This window comes from Parabacteroides faecis, assembly GCF_014647375.1.
Taxonomy (GTDB): domain Bacteria; phylum Bacteroidota; class Bacteroidia; order Bacteroidales; family Tannerellaceae; genus Parabacteroides; species Parabacteroides faecis.
The window spans coordinates 194437-211516 of the sequence record NZ_BMPB01000004.1; the positions used below are offsets into that span (position 1 = coordinate 194437).

The following is a 17080-nucleotide window of genomic DNA, read 5'->3' on the forward strand; positions in this document are numbered from 1 at the left end:
AATTAAGTAGATAAACGTGAAAAAGTTTATATTATTACTGATTAGTGGAAGCGTTTACGCTCTGTTGGCAACAGGATGCAAGGAGGTTGGAGAATCGAATAACCGCTATGTCAATAAATGGATTGGTACAGCTTCAGAGGGCAGGGTTGCTCCTGTTGCCTCTGTGCCATTCGGAATGATGCAGATAGGTGCGGATACTCGCCCGTATGGAGCCGGATACCATTATCAGGACCCGACAGTTTTAGGATTCAGCCATCTGCATAAAAGTGGAGGTGGATGTGCTGACTTTTTGGATATACTTTTTATGCCGTTACCCTTGAATCACCCGAAAGGAGAGAATGAGTTGTATTCCAAGCAATATCAGGCGGCTTTATCCCATCAAGAGGAAAAAGCGGAGCCGGGGTATTATTCGGTCAATTTGTATGCCGGACAACTGATGGTGGAATTGACAGCTTCCCGTCGATGCGGACTGCAACGATATCGGTATGATACCGGTGGTGAAATACCGGTCGTTGTCGATTTGAAGTATGGTTCGGAAAGTGCTTGTACCATACAGACCGAGCATGATGTGGATACGGTGTATGCCTCTGCGTTCGAGTGGGTCGACTCATGTACGATTTGCGGCTACCGTTTTTCGAACGGTTGGACACCCAGACAGCAAGTCTATTTCTATTCAAAGTTTTCATCCCCTATCAAAGCTTGTGTTCTGTATGTCGATGATCAACGCATAAAGGAGGTTTCTTCTGCTGAAGGACGGAATGTAAAGGCGTTACTTACTTTTGAGAACGAGCGTAGCGAGTTGGAAGTCCGGACAGCACTTTCTTCGGTGAGTATGGAGGGGGCTGCTGCCAATCTGCAGTCGGAAATCGAAGGCAAGACATTTGAAGAGGTGAGGTTGTCGGCATCTGAATCCTGGAGCCGTACGTTGGGGCAGATAGAAATAGAAACCGATGATCCGAAAAAGAAGGAACTCTTTTATACTTCTTTGCACAATGTCATGTTATACCCATTCTTATTATCGGATGTAGATAATCGTTTTAGGGGACCGGATTGGCAGGTACATCAAACCGATGGATTCGATTATTATGGTGGTGTGATCGGCTTTTGGGATACGTTTCGGGCGGCTTGCCCTTTGTTGGCTATGCTTAACCCGGATGTGGCGAAAGATTATGTAAAGACGTTGCTGGAGCATTACAAATATGCCGGTCAATTACCGATATGGACGTTGTGGGGTATTGAGAATTATCAAATGACAGGGATTCATTCGTTGCCGGTGATAGCTAACGCTTATCTGAATGGTATTCGTGGTTTCGATACCCGGTTGGCGCTGGAGGCAATGGTCGCATCGGCTATGAAAGATACGTGCGGCTATTCCATGGGGTATTTTGTCGGCTTGGAAAATTATAAAAAATATGGTTATGTCCCCTGTGATATGGAGATGGAGTCGGTGGCACGTACTTTGGAGTATGCGTTCGATGATTATGCTTTGGCTCGTTTTGCCGAAGCGATCGGTGCACATAAAGAGGCCGGTTACTTTGCAAATCGCTCGCTTAACTATCGGAATGTAATTGATTCCGGAACATTACTGGCCCGGGGACGGCTGGCGGATGGTGGTTGGCGTACGCCTTTCGATCCGTTGGCTTCTTCTCATCGTAGGGATGATTATTGTGAGGGCAATGGCTGGCAGTGGACTTTTTTTGTGCCTCATGATGTGGAGGGTTTAGCTACTTTGCTAGGAGGTAAAAAGGCATTGGAGGCCCGGCTGGATTCTCTTTTCACCATGTCTTCCGAATTGCGCGGGGAAAATATCTCCGGAGATATTTCCGGATTGATTGGACAATATGCACATGGCAATGAACCGGGACACCATACCATTTATATGTATAACCGGGTGGGACGTCCCGATAAAACGCAGAAGTATGTCAACCGGGTGTTGACTACCCTGTATGATAATACTCCGGAAGGTATTTGCGGAAATGAAGATACCGGACAAATGAGTGCTTGGTATGTCTTTAGTTCGTTAGGTTTCTATCCGATGGATCCGGCTTCCGGACAGTATGAATTGGGAGCTCCTTTATTTGAAAAGGCGACAATCAAGCTGTCTTCGGGAAAAGAGTTCGTTATCAAAGCAACTCGTTTGTCGGAAAAGAATATGTATGTGGACAAGGTCTTTCTGAATGGACAGCGTTTGAACCGAACGTATATCACCTTTGAAGAGGTGTTGAAAGGCGGCGAGCTCCTCTTTGAAATGAAGGAAGAGGGAGAAAAGGTCTGATGAAGTATGTGAATAAACACAATAGAAGTATGTATATGAGATTATGTAAATTACCGATGGCACTTCTTTGCCTGTTTTCTTTATCTGTCGGTCAGCTTTGTGCACAAGCAGATAATTATAAGAAACATAAGAATGATGAGGTGGAACAAACCTCGAATCAGGAAATGACCTTTTATCTGGTATTCAAAAGCCATTTCGATATAGGCTATTCTGCCTTGGCACGCGATGTTGTGCATGAATACCGTACTTCCATGATCGATAAAGCAATGGATGTAATGGATAAGAATGCAGATAAGTTGAAAGATACTCAGTTTGCCTGGACCGTTCCCGGTTGGCCTTTGGAACAAATGTTGTGGGACAGACAGTCGCCCGAACGCCGGTTGCGCATTGAACGGGCGTTGAAAAATGGTAACCTGGTGACGCATGCTCTCCCTTTCACTACACATACGGGAACACTTGAAGTGGAAGACCTGGTACGTGGACTGGGATATTCTTCCTCTTTGGCACGCCGATATAACCTGCCGCTTCCTACCGATGGGAAGATGACGGATGTACCCGGACATACCTGGGTACTGCCGACGATCCTGTATCATGCCGGGATTAAGTTCTTCCATTTCGGCTCAAACCCGACTAATCGGGTGGTACAGGTGCCCGAGCTGTTCTGGTGGGAAGGACCGGACGGTTCAAGAGTGTTGACGATGTTTTCAGAAGGATACGGCGGCGGTGTATTCCCGCCTGATGGATGGAAGCACAAGGCGTGGCTGACATTCGTACATGCAGGCGACAATGCCGGACCTCCTGCAGCTGAAGAGGTGGAGAAAGTGATTGCGCATATCAGGGAAAAGTATCCGAAGGCTAAAATACATATCGGTAAGATGTCTGATTTCGCGGATGCTATTTGGGCAGAGAATCCGGAACTACCGGTGGTACGCGGAGACATGTCCGATAGTTGGGTACATGGTGTGATGTCAAACCCGCAGGCCACGCAAAAGGCTCGCCGGATACGCCCGTTGATACCGGCTTTGGAAACCTTGCATACACAAGGAAAGGAGTGGGGCATTATTCCGTATGAGATCGATGAGGATCTGGCATTTGTTTACGAGAAGAGTTTGATGTACGGTGAACATACCTGGGGATTGGCGGATCAACATTTCATCCCCGGATTGGTGGGCAAGGAATGGCATAAGAACTATGTTTCAGGGTTGACTCCCAATTATGCCCGCATGGTAGAGTCGTGGGAAGAGCATATCGGTTATATCGAGGATGCGGAAAAGGTGTTGCGTCCGGAACTGGAAAACGAGCTTTATACCCTGGCAGAGAACGTGGCGCAGAATGGCTTTCGTTTCGTGGTATACAATCCGCTGCCTTGGATGCGTGGCGGTATAGTGAATTTTGCTTTGCCGACGCAAGGATCTATCCAGGACGCGTATGTGAAAGAAGTGGATTCCGACCGCATTCATAAGTTGAAAGTATACGGTGCTGATTCGAAACGGTTGGGTACATTCTATGTAGAGGATATTCCGGCCAACGGATATAAAACATTTATTTTGACTAAAGAAGGACCGGCTGAGGAGAAAACAACATTGAAGGGAAATGAACGTGAGGGTTTTATCGAAAACCGGTGGTATAAAGTAGCATTCGACAAGTCGCGCGGTTGTATAAAGAGTATCTGGGATAAGGTGAATAACCGTGAACTGGTCGATTCGCGTGCCAAAGACGGCTTCGGTTCATACGTTTACGAACGCTATGACAAGAAACAATCGCTGCAATATCTGAAAGAGTATATTTACGACGGTTATAAGAATTCACATTACCGGATCACCGGTAAGAGCTCTTATCTCGACGATCGGACAAAAGGAGTACATGAATCAGCGCGTCGGATGGAGTTGTATGTGGAAGATCATAAATCATCTATTCAGGCGATTCTTGTTCCACCGGCTTCGGTAGGGGAGGAAAAGCATACGGCTGGTCTGAAGGTGACACTTTACGAAGATATGCCTTATATCGATATCAAACTGTCGGTTGTCAACAAACCGGCCACCGAAGAGCCGGAAGCCGGATGGATTGCATTGCCTTTCCGGACAGTGGAACCGGAATACCGTATCGGTCGCCTGGGTTCGGTGATAGATCCGGCCAAAGATCTGATAGAAGGTAGCCAATTCAATTACATTTGGTCGAACTCGGGATTGATGATAAAGGATAAGGAGTATTCGATCGGCATTTGTGCACTGGATGCTCCGGCTTTTCAATTGGGTGATTTAAATTTTATGCACTTCGCGGATAAATATGAAAACCCTCGGTCACATGTCTATTTCAACCTGTTTAACAATCGCTGGAACACCAACTTTACCTCTTTCTGGCATGGCAACCTGACTACGGAAGTTCGTTTATGGGTGAACCAGGCAAGTGCAGACGATGCATCCGGTCTGGTTATTCCGGCTTGGGAAACTCGGCTACCCTTACAAGTAGGTATTGCTACCTGTCCCGGCGGTAAATTACCTGTGGTGAACGAAGGGGTGAAAGTCTCACGCAAAGGGGTACTTGTCACTGCTTACGGTAACAATCCGGATGGCGAAGGCAAACTGTTACGTCTTTGGGAAGAAACCGGAGAAAGTGGTTTCTGTGAAGTCTCTTTGCCAATCCGGAAAGACGGAGTGGCACAACCTGTGAATTTGAGAGGTGTTCCCTGCGGGCAGCCTGTTAAGATACAGGACGGTACGTTTAATATTCAGTTAGATGGATTTACCCCCGCTAGTTATTTAATATATTAATTAAAATAATAATGAAGAAGAATTTTATCTCACTGGCTGCAATAGTCTTGTTGCTGTCAGCTTGCGGAATGGAAGGATCTCGTTCGTTCAAAACAGATCGTTTCGGTATCGATGTAGATAACCGGGGGTATATTACCGGAATGTGGAACTTGACGCGCGAAAGCCGTAATTTCAGTCCGGCAGACCAACCGTCGCCCCTGTTGTCTCTTTATGATGAAGACTTGAAGCGTTATTATTATCCGCAAAAGGCCGTTTATAGGGATGGTAAATATAGGTTAGAGTATGAAAATGGATCGGTAGCTACGGTTTGTTTAGACGAGAAGGACCGGTATTTCAAACTTAAATTAGAGAGCCTGGAGCCTCGTAATGGCATTGACGATGTGCAGTGGGGAAGCTATTACACCAATATCGATAATCTGTTGGGTGAAATCATAGGTGTGGCCCGCGATACTTCGGCGGCTGTAGGGTATGCTATTGGTGCATTGGCCTTGGATGATAATACGATCGGTGGAGAAGCACGTTATACATCCGAGACGGGACCGTCGGGATATATCGCTCATTCTCCCGACCATGCGAACCATCCGTTGCCATTGACCTTGGTTGAGGGACAGCAGTTCACTATGGGCGGCGATGGTATCAATGATGTGGCATTTTACAACCGTAAGGAGTCATATTATCGGATCCTTTATGGAAATACGGCTTATGTGGATTGTAATGGTCGAATTCATATTCGTTACCATTCCCGTGACCGTCGTAAGGGAAAGATGATTTATTCGCCGGAAGGTAATCCTGTTTTCCAAAATAATGAACCGAACCACATGATGCGTCAGGATGTTCCTGGAGTAGATTTCATCGGTTCATCCATTGCTTTGTGGGGTAGTCCGGACAGTACGGCTTTAATGGAAGTTATAGAGAACATTGTTTTGAATGAAGGGCTGCCTCATCCTATGTTTAATGGCAAGTGGGTAAAGGATCCTAGCAATTTCATGCCGGATGTGCGTACCTATGGTGGTTTACAAGATAGTTTTCCTTCTTATGTGAAGCAGATGGGGCTCAAAGTGATCCATACCTATGATCAGCCTTTCTTGCATGCAGATCGGGGGAATGGAGGATATATAGATGGTCCTAATCATGAGAAGAAACGCTATCATTTTACATCAGGTGATTTGTCAACTCGCGAGTATGCCGACCTCTTGGCGAAGGATGGATTGATTTTAGGGAGAACATCTATCTCCAATTCGATGGCACCAGGGACAAAGGATTGCAGCCCGGTTCCTTCAGATAGTATCTGTATCCTACACCGTCGTTATTTGACGGAAAATTTAAATGAAAAGGATACCTTGATCTATATTGACGATCCTACGCATTTAGAGGAGATTGCTTGTTGGGAAGGGCATAGCAAGGAGTTGAATATGGTGAAGATTGGTAAAGAATTGATCCATTATTTGGGGGTAACTAAAGAAAAACCATACCGTTTGATGAATGTTACACGTGGTTATTGGGATACTGAGGCCGTGACACATGCGAAGGGGGATGCTGTAGATAAACTTCAACCTGCTGTGGGAGGTGGATATACCGGTTTGATTCCCAATTTGGAACTTCAGGACGAGATTGCTCACCATTATGCCGATATTTGCAAAAACTCAGGCTTGGGTATGTTCGACTATGATGGACAAGAATTTTTCTTCCATACCGGTTTCGGTGGATATGGAGTGAAACGTTTCTTTCGGGAAATGTTTGCACAAGCCAAAGCGTATGGCTTACCGGATATTCGTTTTACAGGGGCTACTTTGTCTGAAGGGGCTTGGCATTACCAGAGTATTTGGAATGTGGGAGGCGGATTGAATATCTATGATGTGAAGAAGCGGGTTTGGGGATCAACCACAAGCCAGGGAAAGGACCTTCGGGATGTTACGTATGCCAATTTCTTCCCATCTTCCTTCGGAGCTAATTTCCCGATAACGAAGAACACCACTGTGGAAGATTTTGAGCATATTGAAGCCACAGCTATAGGGTATGGGGTTACTTACAACATGACTTTAGGTCAGAAAGATGTCGAAAGTTGTCCGCAGAAATACGCTATCTTTCATGTGATCCGTATCTGGGAGGAAGCTCGCCGGGCAAATGCTTTCCCAACATATATCCGAAAGATGTTACAGAATCCGGCATTAAGCTGGCGTCTGGAGACAAAGGCTGACAATAGCGGTTGGACTCTCTACCAAATGGATAATGGTAAGAAAGTTCGTTCTTTTGATTTATGTACCGATAATAAGCAATAATAATCCACAGAATAGGCAGCTATTTGCTATTTTATATGGGAATAGCTGCCTTTATATTTGCGTCATCAAATAGATGTGATACTTATTAATATTTAAACCATGAAAAAGATACTATGCTTCATCTCGATGTTCTGTCTGTGCGGTAATATGTTATCAGCCAAAGAATATCATGTGTCGGTAAAAGGAAGTGATGCCAATAACGGTGATGTTTCATCCCCTTTCAAAACAATTAACTGGGCAGCCCAAAAGGCTTTGCCGGGAGATACGGTTACGGTACATAACGGAACTTATCGTGAATGGGTGAATCCGCTGAGTGGCGGGGAACGAGAGGGAAAACGTATCCTATATCGGGTGGCTGATGGTGAAAAAGCAGAAATCAAAGGTTCGGAATTGGTAACGGGCTGGAAAAAAGAGAAGAAAGGTAAAGGGGTATGGAAGGTCGTATTACCGAATACATTCTTTGGAAATTATAATCCGTTCAACGACCGTTTGTTCGGTGACTGGCTCTGGTCTGAACGGGTTCATCATATGGGAGATGTTTATCTGAACGATGTTTCGCTGTATGAAGAATTCAGCCTGGAGAAGGTGTTTACGCCGGATACACTTCGTACGATCCGTGATCCACAGGGTTCTACGAATGTATGGTTTGCTGAAGTTGATGCTGACAATACAACTATTTACGCAAACTTTGGCAATGTCGATCCGAATAAGGAAACAGTAGAGGTTTCGGTTCGCCCTACCTGCTTTTATCCGACTCGTGAGGGGTTGGACTACATCACGATTCGTGGTTTCCATGTGAGCCAGGCTGCTACTCAGTGGGCTGCTCCGACAGCAGAACAGGTCGGTATGATCGCTACACATTGGTGTAAAGGCTGGATTATAGAAAATAATGTCATTAAGAATTCCCGTGCCAACGGTATTACTCTGGGTAAGGAACGTGCCAGCGGACATAATCTGGAATGTAACGACAAGCGTTTGGACGGTACGTTACATTATGTGGAAGTTATATTCAACACGTTGCGCCGCGGATGGAGCAAGGAGAATGTCGGTTCCCACATCGTTCGGAATAACGTCATTTCCGATTGCGAACAGACCGGTATTTGTGGTAGTATGGGGGCTGCGTTCAGTGAGATTTATGGAAATCATATTTATAACATCTTAGTGAAGCAGCAATTTGGTGGTGCAGAAATGGCCGGTATCAAATTGCATGGTGCGATAGATACTTATATTCATCACAATCGGATCCATAAAACAGGACATTATGGTATCTGGCTGGATTGGATGGCACAGGGTGCGCGTGTCTCATCTAATTTATTATATAATAATCTGACACAGGATTTATTCTTTGAAGTTTCTCATGGTCCTTACATAGTAGACAATAACATCTCTTTATCGCCCCGCACAATGCAGGAAAATACCGATGGAGGCGCATACCTGCATAATATCTTTTCAGGAGATATCAACCGCCTGGACGATCAACGCTACACTCCGTATCACTTGAACCATTCAACAGAAGTGAAAGGTATCCGGACTATTACTGAAGGTGACCATCGTTTCTATAATAATATTTTTATCGGAGGTGATAACAGTAAGTTGAAATATGGAATGGTGGTGTTCGATGTTTCTCAACGGCCGATCTATGCAGAGAACAACTTGTTCCTCAACGGATCCCTGCCTATGACAAACAAAACGCAGGATTGGGTAGAAAAGACAGTCGATCCGAAACTTAAAGTGGAAGAAACGGCAGATGGTGAAGTATATCTTGTAAGTGACATTAACCTGCAGGAACTATCCTCTTTCAAAGGAAAAAGTATTGATGCCGACCGTCTGGGTATTACCCAACTGACGGGATTTCCGTTCGAGAACTTTGACGGTACTCCTTTTAAACTGGAGAAAGACTTTTTCGGTAAAGAACGTTCTGCGTCCCCGGTTGTGGGACCGGTAGAAAGTTTACCTTCTTCCAAACGTATAAAAGTGTGGCCTAACTTAAAATAACAGTCAATGTCATATAAAAATCATTTATCTCTGGCGGGCAGCCTGTTTATGACAGGACTGCTTACCAGTTGTCGATAATTAGATCAGGGCGTTTTTAATTTATAGATAAAAGACAAAGAAGATGAAAGGGAAATCTGTTAGCATATTACTGTTGATATTTTCGTTTTGCATGGCACCATGGGTCGATGCCCAGGATAACAGAAAGGGATCCTGGTTACCGGAAGACGGAAAGATGTCTGTTCCGGATAGAAAATCTACAGAGGTGTCCGACTTCTTAAAGTCTTTGCATGGTTATCTGCGTCCGATTGTTTGTGAATATGAGGATGTGGTCTTAAAATCGGCAAAGGGTTTTAAAAAAGGAAAAGCGCAAGTGCAAACTTCCTCATGGAGTTGTAATATTAACGAAACGACAGTAGCCGATTGTCCCGATGCCTTAGATTTAGATATTACCTTTATGATAACAGAAGGAGAGCTGAAATCGGGTGGTGTGGCGTTGGCTTTTGATTTTACCGGTTGGAGCCGCGAGAACTATGTCTTAATGCCCGCCTATGTATATAATGGAAACAGGTTTCATGTAGAGACCAATGGATATATGGCTCCTTATCCCTCATATTACTATTATAATAAGAACGTTCCGCTATTGTTTTCCAATAGCCCGCGTTTGTCAGAGGAAAGAAGTGCTTCTAAAATAGAGGCGCTTACAGGTAATCTGGCAACACCTGCATTTTGTTTTTTCTCTCCGAAGGAACAAAGAGGATGCATCATATTGACAGAGCAGAAAAGTCATTTAGGCAATTATGGAATGTTTATTGAAGAAAATGCATCACAGGATAGGGCTACTTTTGTCGTTAGTGCTCCCGGTGTTCGTGAGTTGACTGCAGGGTTTGGAGATTTTGGGTATAGTGGGGATCAGGCATGCAAGTGGACTTCCGGTGATCGGTTACGGATGAGGTTTCGTATCTATAACTTTGAAGCAAGCGGTATTCCGGATCTTTTAGATAAATTCATGAACGTACGCAAAGAAGTTACAGGGAAAAATAATCCGAGGAATTTGTGCCCGTTTAGTACGGTTACCTCTTTCACGGCTGATTATAAGAATCAGGTTCGTTGGTTGGAAAAAGGAACGGGTAAAAGTTTTTACCGTATGGAGAATTCAGATGGCTATCAGCTCGGCTGGGTTGGTGGCTTGATGGGTACTTTTGCTATGTTGGCATTAGACGATTCATTATCGCGTGAACGGGTTATTCAAACGTATGATTATGTCGTTTCGAATATGCGTGGTAAGAGCGGATATTTTTATGGTAGTTTTCGGGATGGAAAGGTAGGGAGTGACAGGGATAATATTCCTGACGCAGCTTTGGTGAGAAAAAATTCGGATGCCTTGTTCTTCATGATGAAACACCTCCTGTTATTCGAACAGCAAGGATATGGTGATTTAGTGAAACAGGAATGGAAGGATGCCGCAAGAGCTCTTGCACAGGCTTTTGTGAATACCTGGGTTAAAAATAAAGATTTAGGAAACTATGTGAATGCGGCTACGGGCGAAATAATCATTTATCATTCGACCTCCGGTGCTATTGCACCGGCCGGATTGGTACTGGCTGCTCGATATTTCAAAGAGAATTCTTTTTTGAAAACAGCCATGGAAATAGCCGGTTACTTTTATGATGATTATGTGGCCGGGTTGGGACTCACCTGTGCGCATTCCGGGGATATAATGCAGGATGCAGATGCCGATTCCGCCTATGGATTTATGGAATCTTTAATGGCTTTGTATTATGCGACAATGGATAAAAAATGGTTGTCTATGGCTCAGACGACAGCTCATTTGGCGGCTACCTGGACCTTATCCTATGACTATGAATATCCACCCGGTTCTACATTGTATGACTTAAAAGCGAATACGGCTGGCGCCATATGGGCTAGTGTACAAAATAAACATGCAGCACCTGGGATATGCACCAGCTCGGGAGATTATTTATTTAAACTGTTCAGGGCTACCGGCCAGGTGCGGTATGCCGATCTGTTGAGAGATATCATCCATGCGCATGCCGAGGTAATGGAAACGCCGGGAAGATCTACAACCGGTATGGGACCGGGGACATCGATGGAGCGTATCCAAACCACGGATGCAGATGGAAAAGGTGCCGTCGGAGTGATTCTTAAAACATCCAATGGCTGGACGGAAGATTGCGGTTTGCTGATGTCGCTTGAAGTTCCGGGTATATATGTACAAACCGATCAGGATGTATTATATGTCTTTGATCATTTAAAGGTTGAGGTTGTATGTCGTAATGGTGACGAGGTGACATTGAGGATAGCTAATCCTACGCGTTTCGATGCTGCGACGGCTGTTTTCGCAGAACGGTCTTCTTCTGCCGGCAAGCCTTTAGGGTATTGTAATTTTACACAGTGGAAAAAAGTATTGGTGAAGGCCGGAAATATCGTGGAGGTTGTAATAAAGGCAACAGACGATATAAAAATAGCCTCGAAAGCCAAGTGCTAATTGTATTTGGTACAATACGTAAGATTGTATAACTTAATAAAAGGAAAGTATAAATTGATTAGATGCTATTCCTCTTATTTTTGTCTCATATTATACGTACACTTATATGAAACGGATTTTACTTTTTATCGTACTGGCATTATTTATATCCCGGTCGAATGCGCAGATAGCTGCGATAGATGTCGATAATGGTTCTGAAAAGACATCGGTCGAAGATATCATTATTGTATTTAAAATGCATTTTGATATCGGATATACAGACTGGTCGGAATCTATATTGCAGAAATATGCAAATTCCATGATGGATGAAACCTTACATTCGGTGGATGTAACGAGTAAGTTGCCACAGGAGAAACAGTTTGTGTGGACGCTCCCCGGGTGGCCTATGAAATATATATTGGATAATATATCGGCAGACCGGAAGCCGGATATTGAGGCAGCCTTGAAAGATGGACGTTTCAGGGTACACGCTCTTCCTTTTACTTATGAGACGGAGTCGAGTGATCTGGAAACGTTGGTTCGCGGAATGTCCTATTCTTCTCAAATCAACCGGACGTATGGGCATCCGTTGACAAGAGGCGCAAAACTGACTGACGTTCCTTGTCATTCCTGGATTTTACCGACACTACTGACACAGGCGGGAGTAAAGATTTTACATATCGGATGTAATCCGGGTTCAGTTTCTCCGGAACTTCCGACATTATTCTGGTGGGAAGGTCCTGACGGCTCCCGGCTACTGACGTTTAACTGGGCTGAATATTATGGATCAGGTGTTTTACCGCCTGAAGGATGGAAGTATAAAACATGGTTAGCCATGATCCATACACATGAAAATACCGGAGCACCGAAACCGGAAGAGGTTGCGGCTGTATTGGAAGAAGCCCGTAAGAAAGTGCCGGGAGCCAGGGTCAGGATAGGACAACTGGAAGATTTTTACGATACGTTGATGAAAGAGAATCCTTCTATTCCTGTGGTACGGGGAGATATGCCCGACACCTGGATCCATGGTTATATGTCGATGCCCAAAGAGGTGAAGATCAATAAATCGATGCAACGTCTGATCTATAATGAAGAGACCTTGAATACGTTGCTAAAAGGTTGGAACGCCAAGGCTGAACCTGTGAAACCGTATGTCGATAAGGCTATCGAACAGTCGGTATTGTTTGACGAACATACTTTCGGACTGGCAATCAGCCACGGCCACCAGGCTTCCTGGAAATATGGCGATCCGTTTGTGATAGATCGTGCGAAAGGTGCTTATGATTTTATTGAAGAATCATGGAACGAAAAGGCTAGCCGTGTACATCGATCGAAACAATATCTTATCCCCTCTTTGCGTAAAGACATGCGTAATCTGGCCAATGCCGTAGAGGGGGATGGGCAGAAGGTTGTGGTATATAACCCGTTACCCTGGAAGCGCTCGGGTGTTGTTTCGTTGTATATGAGTGTCTATCAGAAGAAATTTACTGTTTATGGATTGAAAGACGAACAGACTGGCGAGATCATTCCCGCTTATAATGAGGGTAACTATCTCTCATTTACCGCTCATGATGTACCTACTTTGGGATATAAAACTTATTCGGTGATAACCGAACCTGTTTCGGAAAAGGCTCACTCCATTCGTGTCGTTCAGGCAGAGAATGTTATTGAAAACCAGTATTTCAAAGTAGTTATTTCACCGGATAACGGTGCTCTGTTGTCTGTCTGGGATAAGAAACGGCAGCAGGAGATGGTCGATACCGGCAGTGAATACGGCTTTGGCGAGTTTATTCATGAGAAGTTTGGTAATGAAGAGATCGAACGATATAACAAAGCATACGTAAAACCGGGACATCATGGTTGGGCGGATCCGGAGATGGGACGTCCGGTAGATTCGGCTTTAAAGTATGAAATGGTAAAAGGTAAAGCTTTAAGAATTGCTTATAATCAGACAGTACACTCGGTGGAAGCCACAGCCTTCTGCCGTTCCGGTCGTGGTGAAGACTATACCTTGACTTATACGCTTTATGAAGATTCTCCTTATATGGAAATTTGTTGGGGGATGCAGAATAAGCGGGCCGATATGCAGCCGGAAGGCGGATGGTTGGCATTCCCTTTTAATGTCTCTCAGCCGGTCTTCCATTTAGGACGTACAGGGGCTGTTGTTAATCCGGCTACGGATTTTATAAAACGGTCTAATCATGATTATTATTTTCTGAATACAGGTATGGCTGTTGTCGACCCGAAAGGTAGGGGATTCGGATTGAATACACCGAATGCTCCGGCAGTCAGCCTGGATCGCCCGGGATTATATCGTTTTACCGGTGACTTTATTCCTCAAAGACCGAATGTGTTTGTCAATCTATTCAATACTCAGTGGGGAACAAACTTTACAGAGTGGGTGGAAGGTGCTCTGTCGGCCAGGATTTATCTATGGTCGGTCGATGAATATAAGAATGAGCCTTCGCTGATCACTCCGACAGAAGAAACACGTGTACCTCTTATGGCTGTTTACAGAGAAGGAAAAGGTGGAGAACTGCCTTTGTCGGCAGAAGGAATACAGTTGTCGAAAAAAGGAGTTCTGGTAACAGCCTTCGGAGCTAACACGGACGGAGACGGAGAAGTCCTGCGGGTCTGGGAACAGGCAGGGGATGCGGGTGAATGTGTAATCACATTGCCTGACAGCGGTTATCGTACGGCCCAGTATTGTAATCTGCGTGGGGAACGTCTGGGAAAAGCCTTTCCTGTGAAACAAAATAAAATAACTGTTAACTTGAAGGCTTACCAGCCGTTATCATTAATTCTGGAGAAATAAACAAATGAAATTCAATAAGTGTGTTTTTGTATGTATTAGTTTTTTTGTATGCTCTGCTTTGTCCTTATGGTATACGAAGCCTGCAGGAATCAAACAAGATAGCATACAATTTAACGATGTATCAGGTTGTAAGTTCTCGTCTGAAAAAGATAAAGGCGGTTACTTTCTGACGACGTTTCAGGTAAGGAAAAACAAAATATATAAAATAATAGCTGATATATGAAAAAAACAATTATTCTATGTGTTCTCTGTCTTTTGTCGAGTATGTATGCAAAGGTAACTGCACAGGCTTCCTGGTTACCGGCTGTGAAAGACGTGAATAAAAATATCCGTTTGTTGGAGTGTTCTTACAACGAAGCCGAGTTGAAGCATTGTGAAGAAATAAATTCGTCTTCCAACTGGGAAGTACGGACCGAGCAGGCGATGGCAAATGGTGGTAAACTGTATATTTTTTCTTTTACAGCCAGACGGGATATGAAGGATGCCGGTGTGGCAGTGGCATTCGACCGGTATGGCTGGACAAGCGATAACTATGTGATGATCCCTTCTTCTGTCTACAATGGCAACAGGCAACGTATTGTAAACCGTTCGTACGCTACCGGCCTCGATAAAACGGATTATAACCGGAAAGATCTGGCGCTAACTTCTAATCCGATTCCCCAGCTTTCTCCTGAGTTCGGAGCTCCATCCCGTTTGGAGATCAATGTCAGTAATGCGGCAACTCCGGCTATGACTATGCTGGAACGGGGAAAGAAGTCCGGAACGATTTTATTAACCGACCAGGGCATCGAATGGGATAAGCAACTGTTGGACCATGCTTTGATCGTAGAAGAAACTCCGGATCGCAGTATCGCTTCTTTTGTCGTCAGTGCTCCGGGCGTACGGGAACGTAAACCGGAATTTATCGGTTTCAGCAAAAGTCCCGACCGGGGAATACAGGTGAAGAAAGGAGACCGGATCGTTATTCGGGTTACCGAGATCACTTTTCCCTGCGAAGATGTACCGGTATTACTGGCCCGCTTTATGAAGGATCGTAAACTGCATACAGCCGGGGAAGCCCCCCGTAATTTGATGCCGATGAGCGAGGTACTGACACGAATGGTACGGAATATCGACGACCGTTATTATGTGGGTGACCAGTGGGAATACTACTGCCCGGAGAATGCCGACTGGATTTCCTACGGCTGGATTGGCGGTCTGATGAATACCTATCCGATGCTGGCTTTAGGCGATGAGGATCATTTACGAAAAGTGAAGAATACGTTCGACTTCGGACTGCCGCGTGCTAAAGGAAAAAGCGGTTATTATTATGATGTTCTCGGATCGGACGGAAAAGTCTTATACCGTGATGCGGCCGTCAACAATCCGGGAATCGGCCTGACACGTAAAAACGGGGATGTGCTTTATTGGATGGTCAAGCAATTTATGCTGTTGAAGGAACAGGGAAAAGCCAATGTTATCGACGCCGGATGGGAAACGAATGTGCGTCTGCTGGCGGATGCTTTTGTCAATACCTGGAAAAAACAGGGTACATGGGGTAATTATCTGGATGTGGAAACCGGTAATGTGGCTGTCTATAATACGACGAGCGGCGCTATGGCTGTTGCCGGATTGGCTTTGGCTTCCGGGTATTATAATAATCCGGCTTATCTGGAAGTGGCTTGCGAGGCAGCGGCAGACTATTACGATAATTTTGCTTTAGTCGGCTTTACTTCCGGTGGCTGTGGGGATATCCTGCAAAATGCAGATTCGGAAACGGCAGTTGCTCTCCTCACTTCTTTAATGACTCTTTATGAAATAACCGGAAAAGAACAATATCTGAAACAAGCCGGGGATCTGGCAAACCTGTGCGCCACCTGGACCGTTTCTTTCCCTTATCGTCTGCCGGAAGATACTCCATTGGCGAAACTCGGTGCGAATCTGACCGGTGCCGTTTGGGCAAGCACGCAGAATAAACACGGGGCCCCGGGTTTTTGTACACAGTCAGGAGACGCCTTGTTCAAGTTATACCGTTCTACCGGAGATATGTCTTATGCCGAGTTACTTCGGGACGTGATTCATGCTCATGCGGAAGGCGTACAACCGAATGGTAAGATCACGGAGCGTCTGACTTATTGTGATGCCGACAGCCGTGGTTCGCGCGGAGATGGCGGCAAGACCGGATGGAATGAGACAAACGGAGCAATGATGGCGTTGGAAATCCCCGGTATCTACGTGCGGACGGATATCGGTTCACTCTACGTCTTTGATCATGTGGAAGCTAAAATTGTAAAGCAGAGCAATAAGCAATTGGTTCTGCAAATCACGAATCCGACCGCTTATGATGCTACCGTAACGATCTTTGCTGAGAATGCAGAGGAGTCTGCCCGTCCGTTGGGTGATAACGCTTTCCTGCAATGGAAAGATAAAGTGACGGTAAAGGCGGGTAAGTCCGTAAACTATAAACTAAAAACAAATTAA

Annotated in this window: 7 protein-coding genes; all 7 read left to right on the top strand. The window is 45.0% G+C overall.

Annotated elements, in window-relative coordinates:
- Nucleotides 1-16 precede the first annotated feature (16 nt).
- Entirely contained in the window at nt 17-2275 is a 2259-nt protein-coding gene (locus IEY67_RS06890; protein ID WP_229800983.1) for a GH92 family glycosyl hydrolase, read from the top strand.
- Between the two features lie 35 nt (nt 2276-2310).
- Nucleotides 2311-5046 (top strand): glycoside hydrolase family 38 N-terminal domain-containing protein, encoded by a 2736-nt coding sequence (locus tag IEY67_RS06895; RefSeq protein WP_183668881.1) that lies wholly within the window; start codon nt 2311-2313, stop codon nt 5044-5046.
- Nucleotides 5047-5057: 11 nt separating this feature from the next.
- On the top strand, nt 5058-7325 hold the full coding sequence (locus IEY67_RS06900; RefSeq protein ID WP_183668884.1) for a hypothetical protein: 2268 nt from the start codon (nt 5058-5060) through the stop codon (nt 7323-7325).
- A 99-nt stretch (nt 7326-7424) separates the two neighbouring features.
- Nucleotides 7425-9320, top strand: coding sequence for a right-handed parallel beta-helix repeat-containing protein (locus IEY67_RS06905; RefSeq protein WP_183668886.1), 1896 nt, complete (start codon nt 7425-7427; stop codon nt 9318-9320).
- Nucleotides 9321-9441: 121 nt separating this feature from the next.
- Nucleotides 9442-11826 carry a glycoside hydrolase family protein gene (locus IEY67_RS06910; RefSeq protein ID WP_183668888.1) on the top strand — a complete coding sequence of 795 codons (2385 nt, stop codon included), beginning with the start codon at nt 9442-9444 and terminating at the stop codon, nt 11824-11826.
- Nucleotides 11827-11932: 106 nt separating this feature from the next.
- Entirely contained in the window at nt 11933-14620 is a 2688-nt protein-coding gene (locus IEY67_RS06915) for a glycoside hydrolase family 38 N-terminal domain-containing protein (protein WP_183668890.1), read from the top strand.
- Between the two features lie 219 nt (nt 14621-14839).
- Nucleotides 14840-17080: a hypothetical protein gene (locus IEY67_RS06920; protein ID WP_183668892.1), complete on the top strand. Its 2241-nt coding sequence runs from the start codon at nt 14840-14842 to the stop codon at nt 17078-17080.